Origin of the sequence: Kribbella yunnanensis (assembly GCF_039529655.1) — a bacterium.
Lineage (GTDB): Bacteria > Actinomycetota > Actinomycetes > Propionibacteriales > Kribbellaceae > Kribbella > Kribbella yunnanensis.
In genome coordinates this window covers 22,757-42,077 of sequence record NZ_BAAANF010000010.1, presented here as the reverse complement: position 1 = coordinate 42,077, position 19,321 = coordinate 22,757, and the positions used below count along the sequence as shown (strand labels likewise).

At 68.2% G+C, this 19,321-nt stretch carries 22 protein-coding genes; 15 read left to right on the top strand and 7 right to left on the bottom strand.

Annotation, left to right across the window (positions count from 1 at the left end):
* Window positions 1-71: 71 nt before the first annotated feature.
* On the bottom strand, window positions 72-1,226 hold the full coding sequence (locus tag ABD231_RS15705; protein ID WP_344151378.1) for a cystathionine gamma-synthase: 1,155 nt from the start codon (window positions 1,224-1,226) through the stop codon (window positions 72-74).
* A 215-nt stretch (window positions 1,227-1,441) separates the two neighbouring features.
* Between ABD231_RS15705 and ABD231_RS15700 the strand changes: the two genes are divergently transcribed.
* The 6 genes from ABD231_RS15700 to ABD231_RS15675 all read left to right on the top strand — a co-directional run bounded on the left by ABD231_RS15700 (window position 1,442) and on the right by ABD231_RS15675 (window position 6,104).
* Window positions 1,442-2,023, top strand: a complete 582-nt coding sequence (locus tag ABD231_RS15700) for a hypothetical protein (RefSeq protein WP_344151375.1) — start codon at window positions 1,442-1,444, stop codon at window positions 2,021-2,023.
* An 8-nt stretch (window positions 2,024-2,031) separates the two neighbouring features.
* Entirely contained in the window at window positions 2,032-3,612 is a 1,581-nt protein-coding gene (locus ABD231_RS15695; protein WP_344151372.1) for a hypothetical protein, read from the top strand.
* 30 nt (window positions 3,613-3,642) lie between these two features.
* Window positions 3,643-4,224, top strand: a complete 582-nt coding sequence (locus tag ABD231_RS15690; RefSeq protein WP_344151369.1) for a hypothetical protein — start codon at window positions 3,643-3,645, stop codon at window positions 4,222-4,224.
* Between the two features lie 10 nt (window positions 4,225-4,234).
* Window positions 4,235-5,269, top strand: coding sequence for a hypothetical protein (locus ABD231_RS15685; RefSeq protein WP_344151366.1), 1,035 nt, complete (start codon window positions 4,235-4,237; stop codon window positions 5,267-5,269).
* 72 nt (window positions 5,270-5,341) lie between these two features.
* On the top strand, window positions 5,342-5,773 hold the full coding sequence (locus ABD231_RS15680; protein WP_344151363.1) for an SRPBCC domain-containing protein: 432 nt from the start codon (window positions 5,342-5,344) through the stop codon (window positions 5,771-5,773).
* Complete coding sequence (locus ABD231_RS15675; RefSeq protein ID WP_344151360.1) at window positions 5,763-6,104, top strand: ArsR/SmtB family transcription factor; 342 nt, start codon at window positions 5,763-5,765, stop codon at window positions 6,102-6,104. Before ABD231_RS15680 ends, ABD231_RS15675 begins: the two co-directional genes overlap by 11 nt.
* On the opposite strand, the gene ABD231_RS15670 is transcribed toward ABD231_RS15675, so the two are convergent.
* The gene (locus ABD231_RS15670; RefSeq protein ID WP_344151357.1) at window positions 6,101-6,682 is read right to left on the bottom strand and encodes a TetR/AcrR family transcriptional regulator; all 582 of its coding nucleotides are present in this window, start codon (window positions 6,680-6,682) and stop codon (window positions 6,101-6,103) included. The two genes, ABD231_RS15675 and ABD231_RS15670, sit on opposite strands and share 4 nt — an antisense overlap.
* A gap of 80 nt (window positions 6,683-6,762) precedes the next feature.
* On the opposite strand from ABD231_RS15670, the gene ABD231_RS15665 reads away from it, so the two are divergent.
* A complete protein-coding gene (locus ABD231_RS15665; protein ID WP_344151354.1) occupies window positions 6,763-8,922 on the top strand; it encodes an MMPL family transporter in 2,160 nt (719 codons plus the stop codon).
* Window positions 8,923-8,968: 46 nt separating this feature from the next.
* Here the strand turns inward: ABD231_RS15665 and yczE are convergent, their stop codons facing one another.
* Window positions 8,969-9,649, bottom strand: coding sequence for a membrane protein YczE (yczE, locus tag ABD231_RS15660; RefSeq protein ID WP_344151351.1), 681 nt, complete (start codon window positions 9,647-9,649; stop codon window positions 8,969-8,971).
* A 62-nt stretch (window positions 9,650-9,711) separates the two neighbouring features.
* Here yczE and yczR point away from each other — a divergent pair, with 62 nt between their 5' ends.
* Window positions 9,712-11,154 (top strand): MocR-like transcription factor YczR, encoded by a 1,443-nt coding sequence (gene yczR, locus ABD231_RS15655; protein WP_344151348.1) that lies wholly within the window; start codon window positions 9,712-9,714, stop codon window positions 11,152-11,154.
* Between the two features lie 87 nt (window positions 11,155-11,241).
* Window positions 11,242-11,886 (top strand): peptide-methionine (S)-S-oxide reductase MsrA, encoded by a 645-nt coding sequence (gene msrA, locus ABD231_RS15650; protein ID WP_344151345.1) that lies wholly within the window; start codon window positions 11,242-11,244, stop codon window positions 11,884-11,886.
* Here msrA and ABD231_RS15645 read toward each other — a convergent pair.
* Complete coding sequence (locus ABD231_RS15645; protein WP_344151342.1) at window positions 11,883-12,641, bottom strand: class I SAM-dependent methyltransferase; 759 nt, start codon at window positions 12,639-12,641, stop codon at window positions 11,883-11,885. The genes msrA and ABD231_RS15645 overlap by 4 nt on opposite strands.
* Window positions 12,642-12,797: 156 nt before the next feature.
* On the opposite strand from ABD231_RS15645, the gene ABD231_RS15640 reads away from it, so the two are divergent.
* Entirely contained in the window at window positions 12,798-13,214 is a 417-nt protein-coding gene (locus ABD231_RS15640; RefSeq protein WP_344151339.1) for a hypothetical protein, read from the top strand.
* 80 nt (window positions 13,215-13,294) lie between these two features.
* The gene (locus tag ABD231_RS15635; protein WP_344151336.1) at window positions 13,295-14,314 is read left to right on the top strand and encodes a ferritin-like domain-containing protein; all 1,020 of its coding nucleotides are present in this window, start codon (window positions 13,295-13,297) and stop codon (window positions 14,312-14,314) included.
* A 3-nt stretch (window positions 14,315-14,317) separates the two neighbouring features.
* Here the strand turns inward: ABD231_RS15635 and ABD231_RS15630 are convergent, their stop codons facing one another.
* On the bottom strand, window positions 14,318-14,824 hold the full coding sequence (locus tag ABD231_RS15630; RefSeq protein WP_344151333.1) for a DinB family protein: 507 nt from the start codon (window positions 14,822-14,824) through the stop codon (window positions 14,318-14,320).
* A 95-nt stretch (window positions 14,825-14,919) separates the two neighbouring features.
* Between ABD231_RS15630 and ABD231_RS15625 the strand changes: the two genes are divergently transcribed.
* Window positions 14,920-15,426, top strand: coding sequence for a GNAT family N-acetyltransferase (locus tag ABD231_RS15625; protein ID WP_344151330.1), 507 nt, complete (start codon window positions 14,920-14,922; stop codon window positions 15,424-15,426).
* A 31-nt stretch (window positions 15,427-15,457) separates the two neighbouring features.
* Complete coding sequence (locus ABD231_RS15620) at window positions 15,458-16,192, top strand: DinB family protein (protein ID WP_344151327.1); 735 nt, start codon at window positions 15,458-15,460, stop codon at window positions 16,190-16,192.
* Here the strand turns inward: ABD231_RS15620 and ABD231_RS15615 are convergent.
* Window positions 16,178-17,002: an AAC(3) family N-acetyltransferase gene (locus ABD231_RS15615; RefSeq protein WP_344151324.1), complete on the bottom strand. Its 825-nt coding sequence runs from the start codon at window positions 17,000-17,002 to the stop codon at window positions 16,178-16,180. The genes ABD231_RS15620 and ABD231_RS15615 overlap by 15 nt on opposite strands.
* Window positions 17,003-17,049: 47 nt before the next feature.
* Between ABD231_RS15615 and ABD231_RS15610 the strand changes: the two genes are divergently transcribed.
* Window positions 17,050-17,808: a GNAT family N-acetyltransferase gene (locus ABD231_RS15610; RefSeq protein WP_344151321.1), complete on the top strand. Its 759-nt coding sequence runs from the start codon at window positions 17,050-17,052 to the stop codon at window positions 17,806-17,808.
* Between the two features lie 13 nt (window positions 17,809-17,821).
* Window positions 17,822-18,574, top strand: coding sequence for a hypothetical protein (locus ABD231_RS15605; protein WP_344151318.1), 753 nt, complete (start codon window positions 17,822-17,824; stop codon window positions 18,572-18,574).
* Here the strand turns inward: ABD231_RS15605 and ABD231_RS15600 are convergent.
* Entirely contained in the window at window positions 18,531-19,253 is a 723-nt protein-coding gene (locus tag ABD231_RS15600; protein ID WP_344151315.1) for an SDR family oxidoreductase, read from the bottom strand. The two genes, ABD231_RS15605 and ABD231_RS15600, sit on opposite strands and share 44 nt — an antisense overlap.
* Window positions 19,254-19,321: the final 68 nt, after the last annotated feature.

Sequence of the window (19,321 nt, the reverse complement as noted above, 5' to 3'; positions counted from 1 at the left end):
TCCCCCACCGCATGCGGGTCCAGAACCCACAAGCTGATGGGTTAACCCATCAGATGGCGGTAGGGCGTGGGTCAGGACATGGCTCGGTCTAGGTCTTCGAGGAGGTCCTCGATGGTTTCGATGCCTACGCTGAGGCGGATTAGGTCGGCGGGGACCTCGAGGGGGGTGCCGGCTACTGAGGCGTGGGTCATTTTGCCGGGGTGCTCGATCAAGGACTCGACGCCGCCCAGCGACTCGCCCAGGGTGAAGACCTCGGCCTTGTTGCAGATGTCGAGCGCCTGCGCCTCGCCGCCGGTGACGCGGAACGACACGATGCCGCCGTACCGCTTCATCTGCTTGGCAGCGGTGTCGTGGCCGGGGTGGCCCTCGACGCCGGGGTAGAGGACCTTGCTGACGGACTTGTGCCGCTGCAGGAACTCGACGACCTTCTCGGCGTTGTCGCTGTGCCGGTCCATCCGTACGCCGAGGGTCTTGATACCGCGCAGCACCAGGAACGAGTCGAACGGGCCGGCGACTGCGCCGATCGCGTTCTGGTGGAAGGCGATCTTGTCGGCCAGCTCGGCGTCCCGGACGATCAGGGCGCCGCCGACGACGTCGGAGTGCCCACCCATGTACTTGGTGGTCGAGTGCACGACCACGTCCGCGCCCAGCTCCAACGGCTGCTGCAGGTACGGCGAGGCGAACGTGTTGTCGACGACCAGCAGTGCGCCCGCGTCATGCGCGATCTGGGCGACGATGGCGATGTCGGCGACGTTCAGCAGCGGGTTGGTCGGGGTCTCCAGCCAGACCACCTTGGTCTTGCCCGGGCGGATCGCAGCGCGGATCGCCTCCGGGTTGGTGACCGCGGCCGGGGTCATCTCGACACCCCATGCGCCCAGGACCTTCGAGAAGAGCCGGAAGGTGCCGCCGTACGCGTCGTCGGGGAACACCACGTGGTCACCGGGTACGCACAGCGACCGGATCAGCGTGTCCTCGGCGGCCAGACCGCTCGCGAACGCGAATCCGCGGGTCCCCGCCTCGACCGCGGCCAGACACTCCTCCAGCGCCGTCCGGGTCGGGTTCGCGGAACGGGAGTACTCGTACCCGTTGCGCAGACCGCCGACGCCGTCCTGCTTGTAGGTGCTGGTCGCGTAGATCGGCGGGACGACTGCGCCGGTGGTCGGGTCGGGTTCGTTCCCGGCGTGGATGGCGAGCGTCTCGAAGCCGTAGTGGTGTTCGGAATTCACCGGACCAGCGTACGGCCTGGTCTGCCTGGTTCCGAACCGCGGTTCCGGGCCTGAGACAACGGTTGGGTGAACCGGGATCCAAGTTGTCCACAGATCCGTCGAACCCCCTGGCACGTGACCCACACAGCCGCCTAACGTTGCGGGCAGTAGTTGACGGGCCGCTGGACGGTCACCGGCCGCGATCGACGCCGTACGCAGAGAGATGGGATCTGGGGATGAAGACGCAGGACAGGCCACTCGACCAGGACGACCTGGCACTGGCCGATCTCGCCGAGATCCAGGACTGGACCGTGCTGGCCGGCCCGGACGGCGACGAGTCCGGCCCCGAGGTCGTGCGGGCCCTCGTCCACCGGGTAATGGCGCGGACTCCGTGGCAGCCCTGGCCGCTACAGGCCGGTGAGACGATCGGCGACGAGATGGTCTCGTGGGGCTTCGTCACACCCCGCCGTACGACGTTGATCGTGTTCGACGGCCTGGTCTTCGCGGACTGCCCGGACAGCGGCTGGTCGGCGTACGAGATCGGACCGGACGACATCGGCGCGGCCGAGGCCGGTCTGGATGCGCACTGGCCGGACCACCTCGCTCTGGTGAGCAAGTACTTCGGTCAGCCCGACTACATCAGTGACGACAGCAACCCCGACTTCGACGACGAGTGGGCGCCCGGCGCCGGTGCCGAGTACCGCCACCTGGCCGTGTGGATGCGTCCGGGCGCCGAGCTGCGGCTCTACAGCATCCGCCCGACCAAGGACCCGCTGACCACCGCAGTCGGCGTCGGCTACGCCGTGTACCTCGACTAGGAGAGCTGATGAGCCAGACGACCCCCGAGGGCGGGCGCCTCAGCAGGGCGGACCGCAAGGCCGCCAGGCGAGGCACCAAGGCTGTGAAGGCTGCCGCCACTCTGAAGAATCGCGACATCAAGCAGTTCGACCGAGGCCTGGTGGAGGACATCGGCCGGTCGAACCTGACCGCCGCCGACTTGAGCGCCATGATGCAGCGCGGCATCACCGGCACGCAGAACGAGCAGGCTCGCGCCGAGCTCAGCGCACTCGGCCAGGCCGCGCAAGGACGGATGACGGCGGCCCGCACCGAGAACCCGACGCTCGGCGGCATGCTGTCGAACGCCTACTCCCGCTGGAAGGACGTCCGGCGCGGCACCAAGCTCCTCAAGGCGGCCGGTGCGCTCACCGCCAAGGACGCGAAGACGATCAACCCGGCCATCCGCGCGCAGCTCGGCCACAGCACGATGACGCGCTCCGACCTCGCTCACCTGGCCCAACGCAACTTGATCCAGGCTTTCCGCTCCCCCGGCGACTTCGAAGTCCGACCCGGCATCCAGGCGCCCGAGTCGGTGCAGCAAGCGCCGATGCAGAACGGCATGATCCAGTCCCGCGAGGCGGCTGCCCGCGGGCCGGTGCAGCAGTCCGACAGCCGGCTGGAAGCACTACTCGCCGAGATGCAGCAACTGAACGAACGCCTGGCCGTCCTGGAACAACAAGTAGCCGAAATCAGAGCCGCCCAACAGCCGGAGGCCGAGTCAGCCACAGCCCAGTCGGCTGAGGCGCAGTCGGCTGGGGCGCAGTCCGCTGAGGCGCAGTCGACGGAGGGCCAGACTGCTCAGCCCCAGACCGCGGACGGGCAGACGGCCGAAGCGCAGACCGCTCAGCCCCAGACTGTCGAAGGGCAGACGGCTGAGGTGCAGTCGGCGGAGGCTCAGCGAGTGGTGACGGAGGAGCACGTCGGTCAGCACGAGGCGGTGCCGACCGACAGGTCGAAGGCTCAGCGTTGGGTGGGCGCCGCAGCAGGCGAACGCCAGCCGGAGGCAGCCGCACAGCAACCGGCCGCCCAGGCGACGACAGAAGCGTCCGCGCAGCAACCGGCAGCCCAGCAGCCGACGACGGAAGCACAGCAGCCCGAGAACCAGCAGCCGGGTGAGGCCGCGCCGCAGCAGCCTGCGGCCGAGTCTCAGCAGGTCGCCGGCCAAGCTGCTGAGGGTCCGACAACCGCCCAGCCCGAGGTGCAGTCCGCCGGGCAGCAGGGTGGCGAGCAGCAGCCCGCCGTACGGGAGCCGGCTGCGCAGGCTAGTCCGCGCGGTACGGCGCGGCCTGTGTTCCAGGAGGCGGGCAGGCAGGCGACGACGCAGCCGGGGCAGCGTCCGCCGGTGCAGGCGCCGACGTTCCAGGCGGCTGGTCAGCAGCCGAACGAGGCAGCGCGCAAGGCTGAGGCGACTCGCGCGGCAGCTGCTGCCTTCGACGGGACTACCGGCGCCGGGGCGAGCACCGCGGAGCAAGCAGCCAGGACCGCGCAGTCCGACCCGAACAAGGCGACTCGCGGCACCGGGCAGTCCGCCGCGCAGAAGAACGATCCCAACGGCCGCGGCACCCGCTGACCGGCGTACAAAACACAGGAGGACGACCGGATGAAGACAGCGGACAGGCCGCTCGACGACGACGACCTGGCCATGGCCGACCTGGCCGAGATCGCCGACTGGACGCCAGTGGCCGGGCCGGACAGTGACGACGCCGGACCGGCGCTCGTCCGGGCGCTGGTGGAGCGCGTGTCCGCGGCGACCGGGTGGACGCCGGCTCCGCTCGCGCCAGGTGAGGAGATCGACGCCACGATGTCGTCGTGGGCGTTCACCACCAAGCGCGGCAGCACGCTGGTGGCGTACGACGGTCTCGTGTTCCCCGACACCCGGCACAGCGGCTGGGTCGGGTACGAGGTGAAGCCGGAGGACATGGCCGAGGCCGAAGCCGGGATCGATGCGGCCTGGCCGGACCACCTCGCCCTCGCCCGCAAGCACTGGGGTGAGCCGGACGAGCTCGGCGACTTCTCCGACCAGCGCTTCCTGCGAAGGCGGACACCCAACGGATTCGGACCCCGGCGGCACGTTGCCATCTGGCTGCGCCCCGGGGCACAGATCCAGCTGTTCAGTGACCAACCGACGCCGGACCCGCTGACGCGCACGGTGAACGTCGGCTACGCAGTCTTCCTCGACTAGGAGCCTGACCATGACCACGCCACAGCAAGAAGCCACTGGGCAGAACTCGGCTCGGGAGTACTTCGAGAGCCTCAACGAGGCCGACCAGCTCGCGATGCGCCGCGCGATGAACGTGTTCCGGGCGCTGGCGCCGATCTACGACGCCGTCAACCGCACGGTCGAGTTCACCCGCCGGACCAGCCACAGGCTGAGCGAAGGTGCGCAGTCGCTGGTCTCGCAGACCCAGCAGTACGGGCGGGAGGCCGCCGACTGGGCCAGCCGGACCGGGACGAATCTCGTCGACCGCGCCGCGGACCTTCGCGACCGCGCCGGTGTCGCGGCCGAGGTGGCCGCAACCCGAGTCGGCGAAGGCCTCGACACCGCCGGCCAAGTCATCTCCAACCGCGCAACCGCCACCCGCGACGCGGTCGTCTCCGGCGCCGGCACCGCCCGAAACGCAGTTGTCTCAGGCGCCGGCACCGCCCGGAACGCCGTCGTCTCAGGTGCGGGTACTGCCCGAAACGCAGTCGTCTCCGGTGCGGGCACCGCCCGGGAGGCAGTTGTCTCCGGTGCGGGCAGCGCGCGGGACGCGGTCGTGTCGGGCGCGGGCAACGTCCGGGACGCGGCAGTCGACGCGGGGCAACGCGCGGCCGCACTCGCCGGCCGGGCCTCGCGGTGGTTCCAGGAGAAGGTCAGCAACACGGCCGCTCGCGCCGCCGCCGGTTACCACGCGGTCAAGGAGTTCAACGACCCCGGCCTGAACAACGAGGCGGCTCCGACCCCCGGCGGCCCCGAGGTGTCCGCACAGGCGATCACGGCCGTGTCCGCTCAGGTGCTCGCCTATGTGCAGGCGCAGTCGCAGGAGCAGCAGCAGTCGGCGCTCCAGCAGCTCGCCGAACTGAACGCCCGCGGCGAGACGATGAGCGCGACGGACCAAGCCATCTTCAACGCCGCTCTCTCCGGAAACGCGCCGGCTGCCGGGGCTGTCACCACCCCGCAGCAGCAGACGCCGGACGGCCGCGGTCCGCAGAACCAGCCCGAGAAGGGTCCCGACCTCGGTAAGTAGCCCCACTTGACGCAACCGATTAGTTGCAATACTTTTATTGCAACTAATCGGTTGCTATACCTGGAGGCGATGATGGGATTCCCGGATCGGATCGAGCGGACGATGGAGCTCGGGCACCCGCCGGCGAAGGTGTGGGCGGCACTCACCACGGCCGAGGGGCTCGGCACGTGGTTCGGACAGTCGGCGACAGTCGACCTGCAAACGGGTGGAAGCGCCGTACTGACGTGGGAGACCGGCGACAAGGCCGAGCTCCGGATCGAGCGGCTCGAGGAGCCGGCGGTGTTCGGCTACACGTGGCACATCTACGGACTGCCTGCGGACGACCCCCGCCGTACCTATGTCGAGTTCACTCTGGAGCCGACCGACAGCGGCACGCGGTTGACCGTGGTCGAGTCGGGGTTCGCGCAGCTTGCGGACGATGCCTACGCGAAGGCGTACGGCGGGAACACGGAGGGCTGGCAGCTCGAACTCGGCGAACTGGTCGAATACCTCAATGCAGCCTGACGAATCCATCGATCGCGAGGCGGTCGCCGAGCAGGTCTTCGTGGCGCTGGCGGATCCGAGCCGGCGGACGATTCTGGCCGAGCTGGCAGCGTGTGGGCCGGCGACGGCGACCGATCTCGCCGATCGCCTGCCGATCACCCGCCAGGCGATCGCGAAGCACCTGGCCTTGCTCTCCGAGGCCGGCCTACTGATCGCCGAGCCCGGCGAACGCCGCCGCGTCCGCTACCGTCTGCACTCGGCCCCCATCCAGCTGGCCCAGCAGTTCCTCGCAGCGCTCGCCAACAATTGGGACTCGAACCTCAACGCCCTCAAGTCCCACCTCGACGGTTAGGCGTTGCGTCGTCCCAGGAGCGCGGCGGCCGCATCGAGGAGGGTGGCGTGAATCTCGGAGTCGATGAATTCACCGGGCGAGAGGTTCGCGGACAGCGCGGCACTCAGGGCCTCGATCGCGGCGGCCGCGCGGAGCCGGTCGGGGACCGTGGGGTTCGGCCCTGCGAGCCAGAGCTGAAACCCGCGGCTGGTCGCGATCAGGCCCTCGAGATCCTCGTCGATCGCCGCGAGTACTGCGCCGATGTCCCGCATCAGGGTCGGGCCGGTGGCTCGATGCTTGATCAGTACGTCGAGGTAGGCGCCGAGCAACTCTCGCTCGGCCTCGGGTGACCAGTCGAGCCCGTCGGTGCGCGCCATCACCTGGCGCAGGTCGTCGACGAACGTGCCGATGATCGCCCGCAGCAGGTCCTGCTTGGACGAGTAGTGGTAGTAGAGCGACGCCTTGGTGATGCCGACCTGCTCGGCGATCTCCCGCAGGCTCGTCTTCTCGTACCCCTGAGCCGAGAACAGGTCGAGCGCGGCCCGATGGATCGACGCCTTGGTGTCCCGGGAACCACTCGCGTGCTGCACGTCACCCACCCTCTCACCTTTGCCAACCTACCGTGCGGCAGGTAGTCTACCAACCGACCGGCAGGTAGGGATCTGGGAGGGGTACCAGGGTGTTCAACAAACTAGGACGATTCGTCGTCGGCAACCCGTGGAAGGTGATCGCCGCGTGGGTGGTCGCGGCGGTGGCCGTGCTCGCGTTCGCGCCGACGCTCGCGGACGTCACCAGCAAGGACCAGACCAGCCTGCTACCGGACAAGTACGAGTCGGTCCAGGCGCAGAAGCTGGCCACCGACGCCTTCGGGCAGACGAACGACGCGACCGCGAGCATCGTGGTCAAACGCGGCGGTGGCGGTGAGTTGACCGCGGCCGACCAGACCAGGGTCACCGACCTGGCCACCAAGCTGACGGCCGCGAAGATCGACCGGGTCGTCGCGGTGGTCACCGGGCCGCAGGCGGTCTCACCGAACAAACAGGTCCAGATCGTCAGCATCGGCCTCAAGGGACTGGCCGAGGAGCAGGCCGTGCTGGACGCGGTGCAGAAGATCCGCGACACCACGAGTACGGCGCTGACCGGCGCCGACCTCGAGTACGGAGTCACCGGCGACGCCGCGTTGATGCTCGACAACAAGGACGCGTTCGACAACGCGTTTGTGGTGGTCGGAATCGCGACGATCGTGCTGATCGTCGGCCTGCTGCTGGTCATCTATCGCAGCCCAGTGGCGGCATTCCTGCCGATCCTCACGGTCGGTCTGGTCGCGAGTATCGCGCCCGGCCTGATCGCCCTGGTTGCCAAGTGGTCCGGACTCCAGGTGACCCAGGACCTGCAAACCATCCTCACAGTCGTCCTGTACGGCGTTGGCACGGACTACATCCTGTTCTTGCTCTTCCGCTTCCGCGAGCGTCTGCGCGCCGGCGAGGAGCCGAAGGCCGCACTGGCGAACGCGACCGGCCGAGTCGCCGAGGTCATCGTCTCCGCCGCCGGTGCGATCGTCGTCGCCTTCAGTGCCTTGCTGCTGGCCGTGTTCGGTGGATTCAAGAGCCTCGGCCCGGGGCTCGCGATTGCCGTCGGCGTGATGGCGTTCGCCTCGATCACTCTGGTCCCGGCGGTCGTGTCGCTGCTCGGTCCGAAGGTGTTCTGGCCGTCGAAGTCCTGGCAGACCACGCCGAAGGGTGCGACCTTCAAGCGCCTCGGCCGCTTCACCGCTCGCCGTCCCGCACTGGTCGCCCTGGCCTCCGGTGCCGTGATGGTCGCGCTGGCGCTCGGCACGCTCGGGATGAAGGTCGACTATGACGCGTTCAGCCAACTCCCGAAGGGCACCGAGTCCGCTCGCGCCATGAAGGACCTGCAGTCCGGATTCCCGGCCGGCGCGCTCAGCCCCACCACGGTCTACGTGCGCAGCACCGACGGTACGGCGCTGGATCCCGCCGAACTCACGCAGTACGCCGGAAAACTCGCGAAGGTGGAGGGAGTCGGCGCGATTCTCCCGGCGGATGCGAAAGGCAACGTGGCGGTTCTCAACCCCGACAAGACCGTTGCCCAGATCAACGTCGTACTGAACGGAGCGCCGTACGCGACTGCATCTCTGGATCTGGTCGACGGGAAGCTCAAGGACGTTGCACACAACGAAAGTCCGGCCGGGACGACCGCGCTGGTCGGTGGGGTGACGTCGAGCTACACCGACATCCGGGCCGCGAACACCCGCGACTTGTCGGTGATCTTCCCGGTGGCCGGCGGTCTGATCGCGATCATCCTTGCGCTGCTGCTGCGGTCGCTGATCGCACCGATCGTGCTGATGCTGGCCGTCGTACTGAGCTTCTTCAGCTCGATCGGGGCGACGGTGTTCGTCTTCCAGGGCGCGGTGGGGCATGCCGGGGTGACGTTCTCGCTGCCGATCATGCTGTACCTGTTTGTCGTTGCCATCGGCACCGACTACAACATCCTGATGATCGCGCGGCTGCGCGAGGAGGCCGAGCGGGGTACCGATCCGCGCGAAGCCGCCGATCTCGCGATCGAGCACGGCGGGCCGTCCGTGGCGTCGGCCGGGCTGATCCTGGCGGGGACGTTCTCCTCGCTGATGCTGGCCGGGATGGCGTTGCTGACCGAGATGGGCTTCTCGGTGGCGGCCGGGATCGTGGTCTCGGCGTTCGTGATGTCGATCTTCCTGGTGCCGAGTGTGACCGCACTGCTCGGCAAGTGGGCTTGGTGGCCGCGCAAGCTCAAGGTCCGGCAGCCTGCCGCCGAAGAGCGTGAGCTGGAACCAGTCGGATAGCAGCGGCGGGATCCCGGGCCCCCTGGTCCGGGATCCCGTCGCAGTCCTAGTCGGTCGGCTGAGGCTGAGGCTGAGGCTTCAGGCGGACCGTGAAGATCGGCAGCATCCAGTGCAGCAGCGGGCCGATCGACAGTGCGTAGAGCACGGTGCCGATGCCGATCGCCCCACCGAGCAGGAAGCCGACCGCGACAACGGTGATCTCGATCGTCGTCCGAACGAGCCGGATGCTCAGACCGGTACGGCGTACCAGTCCGGTCATCAGGCCGTCCCGCGGACCGGGACCGAGCTGGGCGCCGATGTAGAGCGCGCCGGCCAGCGCGTTAACGACCACCCCGGCGAGCATGAAGAGGATCCGCACCCAGAGGGCGTCCGGCCGGTCGACCGTCGCCAGCGTCAGGTCCGTGGCCAGACCGATCACGATCGCGTTGCTCACGGTGCCGAGTCCGGGCCATTGGCGCAGCGGGATCCAGGCCAGCAGCACGACGAAGCTCATCACGATGACGACCGTCCCGAAGCTCCACGGGATGTGCTTGATGATGCCGGAGTGCAGCACGTCCCACGGGTCGAGGCCGAGGCTGCCCTGGATCATCAGGCCCATCGAGGAGCCGTAGAGGAACAGGCCGACGTACAGCTGGACGAGGCGGCGGGGAAGGTGGCCTGCTTTGAGCTGCTGGATCGGGTTGAGCGCGGCGAGCTGACGGGGTGGGGCTGTCGAAGTGGCGGTCACTTGCCCAGTTTGCGGGTCAAGTGGCCTGGTGATCGATAGCCAATTGCGCAATAGTGGACTGCATGAACGGGCAACAGCTTCCGGCCAGCACGCTCAGTGGTCTGCTCGAAACCTGGTCCGCGGACGCAGGACCGGCGTACCGGGTCCTTGCGGAACGGCTCCGCCTGCTGATCGCGGACGGGCGGATCATGCCCGGCGCGCGGCTGCCGAGTGAGCGCGAACTGACCGACGCACTCGGGGTCAGCCGGACGACGGTCGCGTCGGCGTACCGGGAGTTGCGGGACATCGGCTACCTGGTGAGCCGGCGTGGATCCGGGAGTGTGACCGCGCTGCCGACCAGGGTCGGGCCGGAACTCGGGCGGCACCACGCTCCCGGGATCGACACGGACGGGTTGTACGACTTCACCTGCGCGGCGCCGGCCGCCGTACCGGGGATCAGTACGGCGGTTGCCGCGGCGGCCGCGGGGTTGCCGGAGCATCTGGCGACGCCTGGGTATCACCCGCAGGGGTTGCCGGAGTTGCGGGCGGAGATCGCGGCCACGTACGACGAGCGTGGGCTGCCGACGTCGCCGGACCAGATCATCGTCACCGCCGGTGCGTTGGCCGCGACCTCGATCGCGATCCGGGCGTTCCTGCAGATCGGTGATCGGGTGCTGACCGAGAGTCCGACGCACCCGAACTCCGTTGACGCGATCCGGCGGAGCGGCTGCCGGGTCGTCGCCGCGCCGATGAGTCCGGGTGGATGGGACCTGCCTTTGCTGGAGGCAACCATTCGGCAGACGGCACCGCGGGCGGCCTGGATGGTGGTCGACTTCCACAATCCAACCGGTTGGTTACTTGCTGCGGAGGACCGGCAGCGGCTCGCGATCGCGTTCGCCCGCAGCCGGACGACCGCGATTATCGACGAGACGCTGAGCGAGCTCTGGCTGGACGGACAAGAGATGCCCCCGCCGTTCGCGTCGTACCACCCGGAGGGCGTGATCACGGTCGGCTCGGTGAGCAAGTCGTACTGGGGCGGGCTGCGGATCGGCTGGATGCGCGTCCCGTCGTCGCTGGTCGCCCGGGTGCTGGACGCGCGGGCGTCACTCGACCTGGGCGCACCTGTGCTCGATCAGCTCGTGGTCACCCACCTGCTGCGCAACCGCGCCACCCTGCTCCCAGAGCGCCGCGCTGCGCTGGCGCTACGCCGAGACGCGCTGGCGGAGGCTGTGTCCGCAGAGCTCCCCGACTGGCGTTTCGAGGTCCCTGGCGGCGGACTGTCGCTGTGGTGCGAGCTACCGGAGCCCGTCGGCTCCACCCTGGTCGGGGTGGCCCAGCGGAACGGCGTACTGCTCGTGGCCGGCTCCCGCTTCTCCCCCGACGGCGGTCTCGAGTCCTTCATCCGCCTCCCCTACACGCTGGAGCCAGACGCACTGCGAGACGGCGTTCGCCAACTGGCCGCGTCGTACCGGTCCCTCACCGGCTCCCGCAGCACCCCGGGCTTCACCCCAGCGATGATCGCGTGACGTCATCCTCCCGTAAGGGGCCGGGGGAAGGTTCGCCCCGGTGGCCGCGTTGAGAGACTATGAGAGTCAACTGCGAGAGGCGTGAGAATGTCGTTCTTCAAGCGGAACACAGCCCTGGTCGAGCCCGAGGCCGCACTGCCCGGCCGCCCCACCCCCGGTTACGCCGTACCGGCCGAGAACATCGTCCTGCACACACCGCAGACCGCACCGGCCCCTGAGGGGTTCGAGGAGGTCTGGTTCGGTACCGGCTGCTTCTGGGGCACCGAGGAGATCTTCTGGCAGCTCCCCGGCGTCTACACCACCGCAGTCGGGTACGCGGGCGGCTACTCCCCCAACCCGACGTACGAAGAGGTCTGCACCGGCGGCACCGGCCACACCGAAGCCGTCCGCATCGTCTACGACCCCACCAAGACCACCTTCACCGACCTACTGAAGGTCTTCTGGGAAACCCACGACCCGACCCAGGGCATGCGCCAGGGCAACGACCTCGGCTCCCAGTACCGCTCCGCCATCTACTACACCACCGACGCCCAGCGCGCCGAGGCCGAACGCACCCGCGACCTCTACGCCCCCGTCATCAAGCCCCTCGGCTACGGCGACATCACCACCGAAATCGCCCCCCTAGGCGCCCACTACTACGCCGAGTCCTACCACCAGCAGTACCTGTTCAAGAACCCCAACGGCTACCGCTGCCACAGCAAGACCGGCGCCCCGTTCCCCGCTGAGGTTTAGCGGCGGCGGGCGAGGTGGGCGTGGATCTGGGCGTCTAGTTCTACGGTGTCGGGGAGGACGGCGAGGATTCGGCGGAAGACTTCGTCTCGTACGTCGGCTTCGAGCATCAGGTAGGCCGACACCGTGGAGAGGTGGCCGATGTAGTCCTGGGCGCTGATCGTCAGCCGGTGCTCGACCACCGACTGACGGACGTCGGTGAACCACTCGGATTGCTGGAGCTCGGTGCCCGGCCACTGCATCGGGAGCTCCGCGGGTGTGCCGTCAGGCGACGGCACACCGTCGTCCTCCAGGTACGGCGCACGTGCGGCGCGTGCGGCCTCTTTGAGGTCTGGGTCGGCCAACTGGATGGGCGCACCGAAGGATGCGAACACGCCACCGGGCTCGACGAGCGCGGACATGCGTTCCCAGCGGCCGACCGGGTTGGTCCAGTGGAGGGCAGCGGCCGAATACACCAGCCCGTACGACGAATCCAGCGGCAGGTCCTCGAAGGTGGACTGCACGGTCGTAACGGTCGCCGGGAGGTGTTTGCGCAGCTCCGCGAGCATGGCAGCGTCCGGCTCACTCGCGGTGACCGCGATCCCGCCCTGCGCAAACAGCCGCGTCGCCTTGCCGGTCCCAGCGCCGATCTCAAGCGCAGTCCGAATCGGCCCACCGGCGTACTCCGTCACCACCTCGAACAGTTCCACGGGATACCCCGGCCGGAACCGTTCGTATGTCTCGGCAACCGACCCGAAGCTCAACGCACGCTCAACCATGCCCCGCATCCTGGCACCCCTCCGCCACCCCGCGCCTTCCATTTTCAGGTAGCGGGAGTTGTCCACCTTCAAGGTGACGCCTGCCGCGGGGCCGTGGTTCGCGACGTGATTGAATCTTGCAGGACGGGGGGCAGTACACGAAGTGAGGAGCTCTGCGTGAGCAGGCTGGTACGTGCGTTGTTCGGGATTCCGGCAGCGGTGGTGTTGATTTCCGTGGGTACGACGGCCGTGGCCTCGGCCGCCACTGGGAAGCCGAGCGGTGCGCCGCCCGAGGGCAGCATCGGGGTCTGGTGTGTTTCGACCACTGGAGCGAAGGCGTGCTTCGGTCAGTACGGCGACAAGGTGTGGGTGAAGGACACCAAGGCGAACGGCGATTCCGCCGCGGGCACGATCTACAACACCGACTCCGGGTCGGACTGGTACCGCGAGTGCTTCAACACCCGCGGCGCTGACGGCGGCTGGGTGATGTGCGACTTCGACGTCCCCGAGAACCGCCAAGGCCTCCTCTGGGCCGCCAACAAGCCCTTCGTCGGCAACGAAAACAGCACCAAGATCTGGACCACCGTCGTCTGACGGCCTGCACCCCCGCTGTCACAGATGGCGGGGGTGTTCTGTCTTTGCTCTTGTTCACAGGCGGACAGAGCGAGGAGAGCATGGGTACTGGGCGGATCGAGAGTTTGGCGAGTCTGCGGGAGCATCTGCAGTGGGCGGTCGAGTTGGAGCATGCGACGTTGCCGCCGTACCTGTGCGCGTTGTACTCGCTGGATCCTGGGGTGAACGAGGATGCGGTCGAGGTGGTCAGCAGTGTGTTCGTGGAGGAGATGATTCATCTCTCGCTGGCTGCGAACCTGCTGAACGCGGTGGGTGGCGAACCGCGGTTGGATACGCCGGAGATGATGCCGCCGTACCCGCGGTTGTTGCCGCATGGCGAAGTGGAGTTGCGGCTGCTGCCATTCGGGGCAGAGGCGCTCGAGATGTTCTTGCGGCTGGAGAAGCCGGAAGCTCCGGGGGCACCGGCGGAGGGCGATCACTACGAGACGATCGGCCAGTTCTACGACGCGATCGAGGCCGGGCTGCTGTACCTCTGCGACGAACTCGGCGAGGACAAGGTGTTCACGGGTGATCCGGCGCGACAGGTAACCGCAGGCCCGTTCCATCACACGGACGGGAAGCTGGGCGAGGTCACGGATCTCAAGTCGGCGCTGGCCGCGTTGGAGGAGATCGTCGAGCAGGGCGAGGGTACGTCGAGTGGTGGGATCTGGGACGGCGATCGCGACTTCTTCCACCCGGATCGCGACGAGGTCGCGCACTACTACCGCTTCGAGGAGTTGAAGCTCGGCCGGCGGTACCAGCGCGGCGACACCCCGCAGACCGGTCCCACCGGCGACCCGGTCGTGGTCGATCCCGCCGGCGTCATCCCGATGCAGCCGAACCCCCAGCGCTCGGCGGATCCGGAGATCCACGCGGCGCAGGAGGCGTTCGACAACACGTACTGCGTGGTGCTCTACCTGCTGGAGCAGGCCTTCAACGGCGAGCCCGCGCTGATCCGCGACGCGACCCGCACGATGTTCGCCCTGAAGGCCGAGATGCTCCAACTCCTTGCCCTGAAGGAAGAAGACGGTACGACGCCCGGTCCGACCTTCACCTACATCGCCCCGGACGACCGAACCTGATCGTCAGCCCATGGACTTCTTGCCGTCGATGGCCTCGCGGATGATGTCCGCGTGGCCGGCGTGCTGGGCCGTCTCCGCGGTGATGTGCAGGAAGACCCGGCGTACCGACCAGAAGACGCCCGGCGGCTGCCACGGTGCAGCGGGGAGTTCGTAGCTGGCGTTGAGGTCGAGGGTGCGGACGAGGTCGTCGGTGGCGGCGGCGATCTTCTCGTACGACGCCAGTACGTCGGCCAGCGTCTCCCCGTCGACCAGCCGGAACTGGTCGGCCCACGCCGCGAGCACCTCTTCGGTGTACTCGGTCGGGGTGTCCTCCCTGGTACCCGTCCGAGCGAAGTCGGCCCAGTGCTGCTCGACTGTGCTCACGTGCTTGATCAGACCGCCGATGGTCAGCTCGCTGACCGTGCTGCGGGTACTCGCCTGCTCATCGGTGAGGCCCTCGGCGGCGCTCCGCAGGAAGTACCGGTGCTTGTTCAGGAAGTCGATGATGTCGTCGCGCTCGTTCGTGGTCATGTTTCGACTCTAGAAGGGGTAGCGGCCAGGTTGTGTCCGCTACTCCCGCGAAAACCAGAAGACTTCGCGCGAACCCGAAACCTAGGCTGCGAGCCATGGACCTGGCCATTCGCGCGCTGCAGCCCGAGGACCCGCCGGTGATCGCTGCCGCCTTCGAGGAGCTCGGCTGGCCCAAGCCCGTCACCCAATACGAGAAGTACCTGGTCGAGCAAGGCGAGGGTACGCGCGACGTCCTCGTGGCCTGGGTCGACGGCGAGTACGCCGGCTATGTCACGCTCCGCTGGGAGTCGCCGTACGAGCCGTTCGACGGCATCCCGGAGATCCAGGACTTCAACGTCCTCCCCAAGCTCCGCCGCCAAGGCATCGGCTCCGCCCTGATGGACGCCGCCGAGGCCCGCGTCGCCACCCGCTCCGACACCGTCGGCATCGGCGTCGGCCTCTACCCCGACTACGGCAACGCCCAGCGCATGTACGTCCGCCGCGGCTACCTCCCCGACGGCCGAGGCCTCATCTACGACGGCCGCCAGGTCCCCCCGATGGAAACCATCCGCAACGACGACTCCCTCACGCTGATGTTCACCAAGGTCCTGAATCGGAAGTAGAACGTCCGGAACGCCCACTAGCGTGCGTTCTATGGCTGAGAACTTGGTGGGCAAAGACCTGCGCGGCGGGTTGGTGCGGGAGGTGGACTTCGGCGGCGCGCGGTTCGAGCGAGTGGGGTTCACCGGCGCCGTGATGCGCGGGGTGGAGTTCGCGGGTGCCGAGATCGCTGGGGATATCGAGGGCCTGGTGATCAACGGGGTCGAGGTGGCACCGCTGGTGGAGGCCGAGCTGGATCGGCGGGATCCGGAGCGGGTCAAGATGCGGCCGGCGAACGCCGACGGGGTCCGCGAGGGATGGGCTGTCGTCGAGCGGTTGTGGGCAGAGACGGTGCAGCGGGCCCGGCAGTTGCCGGAGGAGAAGCTGCATGTGCGAGTAGACGGCGAATGGTCGTTCATCCAAACGCTCAGGCATCTCGTGTACGCGACCGACGTCTGGCTGTGCCGCGTGATCCAGGGCGAGCCTGAGCCGTGGGATCGGCTGAGCCTGCCCTTCGACGGGGCGACGCCCGATCCGCGCCTGCCGTGGGATCTCGAGATCGAGCCGAGTCTCGACGAGGTTCTCGTCCTGCGTCACGATCGGATGGGCCGCGTACGCCGGTACGTCGACCAGCTGACCGACGACGAATTGAACTCGCAAACCACCCCTGTCGACGGCCCGAGCTGGCCACCCGCAGACGCGTACGACGTCAAGATGTGCCTCGAGATCATGCTCAACGAGGAGTGGCAGCACCGCCTGTACGCCGAGCGCGACCTACAACTGCTGTAGCCGTTGCTCGATGGCGGCGGCGCAGCGGGTGTCGTGATCTTCGGTGCACAGCAGTGCGGCCGGGTCGTCGAGGACCAGTTGGCGGGTGGCTTCGAGGACGGCGGCGATTGGGATCCGGCGGGCACGGCAGGAGCCGATCATCACCTCGGTGGTTGCCGGGCGCAACAACGGCTCGATCAGGTCGAAGTGTTCACTGGAGCCGGAGATGTTCGGGAGTTCCGCCCACGAACCCTCGCCGACCTTCGCATAACGGTAGAAGCGGGAACGCCCGAGGTGCTGCTCGGCTACGTGGATCGTCGTGTTCGTTGTGTGCCCGACACCCAACTGCAGTACGTCGCCGCCGAGCGCCTCGATCGGTCCGAGCGGCCAGTCGTGCCGCTGCGCCGCCAGCACTTCCGCCGCCCGCTCTCCCACGGCCAGGAACGCCATCAGCGGATGCGAACTCCGCAGCGGCGAGAAAGACGTCCGCAGTACGTCGGGGATCCGCCCCAGCCACCGATCGACCGGCAGATCGTCCCGGTACGCCGTCGCCTTCGCAACACTCTCGTCGAATGTCGCCCAGTCCTCCGCCGGCGGATACGCGTTGTGCGGTCGCTCCAGCCCGGGCGGCACCGCCACCCCAGTCAGATCGAACGTCCAGCCCGGCATCAACACCGTCCCGCACGTGTCGACCAGCGCCTGACACACCGCCTCCGCCCCACCATCGACGTACCCGAAGGAACTGAGCGAGGAGTGCACGAGCACATCGGAGGATCGGTCCAGCCCCAACTGACGCAAGCCGGCGGCGATCTCGGCATAGGTGGTGGTCATCGCAAAAGCATGTCAGCTCAAACCCCGTCCCGCCTTAGGATTTCCGCATGCGTGAACGAGTGCTGAAGGCGGCGGCGGACTGGGTGTGGGTGCCACCGGACGCGGTGGACATCGTCACCGACGACTACCGAGCGGTCGTGTACGGCGGCCGCGGGCCCTCCGTGCAGTGGTCGTCGACGACGCGGCCGCTGGACGAGGTGATCGCCGAGGTGCGCCGGAAGACGCCCGACGGGATGAAGCTGAACTGGTGGGTCGACGACCGGACCCAGCCGAAGGACACCGCCGAAGTCCTGCTCAGCAAGGGATTCGAGCTGTCGGAGGTCCTCGAGATCCTGGCCCGGCCGCTGACCAGCGACCTGACCGAAGAGCTCGAGGTCCCCGCGGATATCACCGTCCGCCCAGCTCTGGATGCCGAGTCCATCCTGCGTGCCGCCGCGATCGACTCCGAGGTGTTCGACTGGCCGCCGCCGAGCCAGAACGAGCTCGATCACGAGGTCGCCGCCATCGAGCGCGGCGAACTGTCCCCGCGCCGATTCGTGGCGGAGCTCGACGGCGAGCTGGTCGGTTCAGCCGGCTACACGCTGATGGGCGATGTGGTCGGCCTGTGGGGCGCCGGCGTACTCGAGAAGGCGCGCGGCCGCGGCGTCTACCGCGCGTTGATCGCCGCCCGCTGCCAGGCCGCGATCGCGGACGGCGCCACGCTCGCGCTGGTCAGTGCGCGGACCGCGACCAGCGCACCCACCCTGCGCCGGATCGGTTTCGTTGCCTACGGCACCAAGCGCTGCTACCAACTTTGCCCCGAATGAGAGGGTTGGACGCGTGGCGGCGTTGAAGCGGTGGGTACTGGCGGCTGGACTCGGTCTCGGACTGATCTGGACCGTGGTCGTATCGGCCTCGATGCCGAGCGGGTGGGACCCGAGCAAGTCCTGCTTCGACAAACTCGGTCCGACGTACGGCCCGGACGCCACCGCCGACACCAGCTGGTTCCCACCGTCCGCCACCTGCGACTTCGGCGACGGCAACGTCCGTGACTACATGACGACGACCCAGTCCGTGATCCTGTCCGTCACCGGAATCCTGGTGCTGGCCCTTGTGCTGGCCGGCATCGTCCGCACCCTCCGAACCCTCAGCGGCGAGCCCGGCCCCGCGAGGTCGGCCGACGACGTCAACCTGCGCCGCCGGCACCGCAACCACCTCCTGTACGGCGCCCTCGACGTACTGATGCTCGTCGCTGTCGCGTCCGCCCTCAACGTGGCCGCGATCATCTTCGGCGGCATCATCGGCGGCATCCTGTTCCTCATCACCACGATCGCCGGCCTCGGCGCGCTCGCGAACGTCCTCGACCGGCACACCGGCCCACTCCCCAGTACGGCGCTCGACAGCCGCCGCCGGGGCGCAGCGACCGGCGGCATCGTCTTCGGCGTGATCTTTGTGGCGACCGCCCTCACCGGGCAACTCCCGTTCTTCCGACTCTGGGCCGCGCCACTCGCGGCGATCACCTACGCCGTCGCCGTACACATCCAGTGGACTAAAGCTGCGACCCGCCAGTCGCATCCAGCGTCTGCCCTGTGACCCACCGCGCGTCCCCCGAGGCCACGAACGCGACCACGTCGGCAACGTCGGCCGGCTGACCCACCGCGTCGAACACCGAGTACGCCGCAGCCGCGCGCGCCGCCTCCGGATCGGCGAGCCAGCCGTTCATGTCGGTCTCGATGATCCCGGGAGCGACCGTGTTCACGGTGATCCCGCGCGGTCCGAGCTCCTTGGCCATCGCCAGCGTCAGGGTGTTCAGCGCACCTTTGGTCATCGAGTACGCCGTGTCCTGCGGAAACGCGATCCGGGTCGCGCCGGACCCGATGTTGATGATCCGCCCACCATCCTTGAGCCGCGGAATCGCCTGCTGTACCAGGAAGAACGGCGCCTTGGCGTTGACGGCGAACAACCGGTCGAACCAGTCCTCCGTAACGTCCGCGATCGGCTGCTGCAGCCCGATCCCGGCGTTGTTCACCAGCACATCCAGCCCGTCGGCCGCCGCATCGAAGACGGCCCACAGACCGTCCAACGACCCACCCAGATCGGCCTTCAGCGCAAACGCCTTCCCACCGGCCGTCTCGATCTCCTTCACGGTCCGCTCCGCCGCGGCGTCGTCGCTGCCGTAATGCACGCCGACCCGGAACCCGTCCCGGCCCAGCCGCAGCGCGATCGCCCGCCCGATCCCCCGGCTGCCGCCGGTCACCAGTGCTGTCCTCATCCCAGATCCTTTTCTCTAGTGATCGTTACAGAAAGGACCGTAACACATTCTCTAGCGACCGCTATAGA

Coding starts and splice junctions, on each gene's coding strand:
- ABD231_RS15635 (WP_344151336.1), top strand. CDS start 13,295: ATGGGTACTGGGCGGATCGAGAGTTTGGCGAGTCTGCGGGAGCATCTG.
- ABD231_RS15615 (WP_344151324.1), bottom strand. CDS start 17,002: ATGACCACCACCTATGCCGAGATCGCCGCCGGCTTGCGTCAGTTGGGG.
- ABD231_RS15630 (WP_344151333.1), bottom strand. CDS start 14,824: ATGACCACGAACGAGCGCGACGACATCATCGACTTCCTGAACAAGCAC.
- ABD231_RS15625 (WP_344151330.1), top strand. CDS start 14,920: ATGGACCTGGCCATTCGCGCGCTGCAGCCCGAGGACCCGCCGGTGATC.
- yczR (WP_344151348.1), top strand. CDS start 9,712: ATGAACGGGCAACAGCTTCCGGCCAGCACGCTCAGTGGTCTGCTCGAA.
- ABD231_RS15675 (WP_344151360.1), top strand. CDS start 5,763: ATGCAGCCTGACGAATCCATCGATCGCGAGGCGGTCGCCGAGCAGGTC.
- ABD231_RS15610 (WP_344151321.1), top strand. CDS start 17,050: ATGCGTGAACGAGTGCTGAAGGCGGCGGCGGACTGGGTGTGGGTGCCA.
- ABD231_RS15620 (WP_344151327.1), top strand. CDS start 15,458: ATGGCTGAGAACTTGGTGGGCAAAGACCTGCGCGGCGGGTTGGTGCGG.
- ABD231_RS15600 (WP_344151315.1), bottom strand. CDS start 19,253: ATGAGGACAGCACTGGTGACCGGCGGCAGCCGGGGGATCGGGCGGGCG.
- ABD231_RS15645 (WP_344151342.1), bottom strand. CDS start 12,641: ATGGTTGAGCGTGCGTTGAGCTTCGGGTCGGTTGCCGAGACATACGAA.
- ABD231_RS15690 (WP_344151369.1), top strand. CDS start 3,643: ATGAAGACAGCGGACAGGCCGCTCGACGACGACGACCTGGCCATGGCC.
- ABD231_RS15685 (WP_344151366.1), top strand. CDS start 4,235: ATGACCACGCCACAGCAAGAAGCCACTGGGCAGAACTCGGCTCGGGAG.
- ABD231_RS15680 (WP_344151363.1), top strand. CDS start 5,342: ATGGGATTCCCGGATCGGATCGAGCGGACGATGGAGCTCGGGCACCCG.
- ABD231_RS15700 (WP_344151375.1), top strand. CDS start 1,442: ATGAAGACGCAGGACAGGCCACTCGACCAGGACGACCTGGCACTGGCC.
- ABD231_RS15695 (WP_344151372.1), top strand. CDS start 2,032: ATGAGCCAGACGACCCCCGAGGGCGGGCGCCTCAGCAGGGCGGACCGC.
- msrA (WP_344151345.1), top strand. CDS start 11,242: ATGTCGTTCTTCAAGCGGAACACAGCCCTGGTCGAGCCCGAGGCCGCA.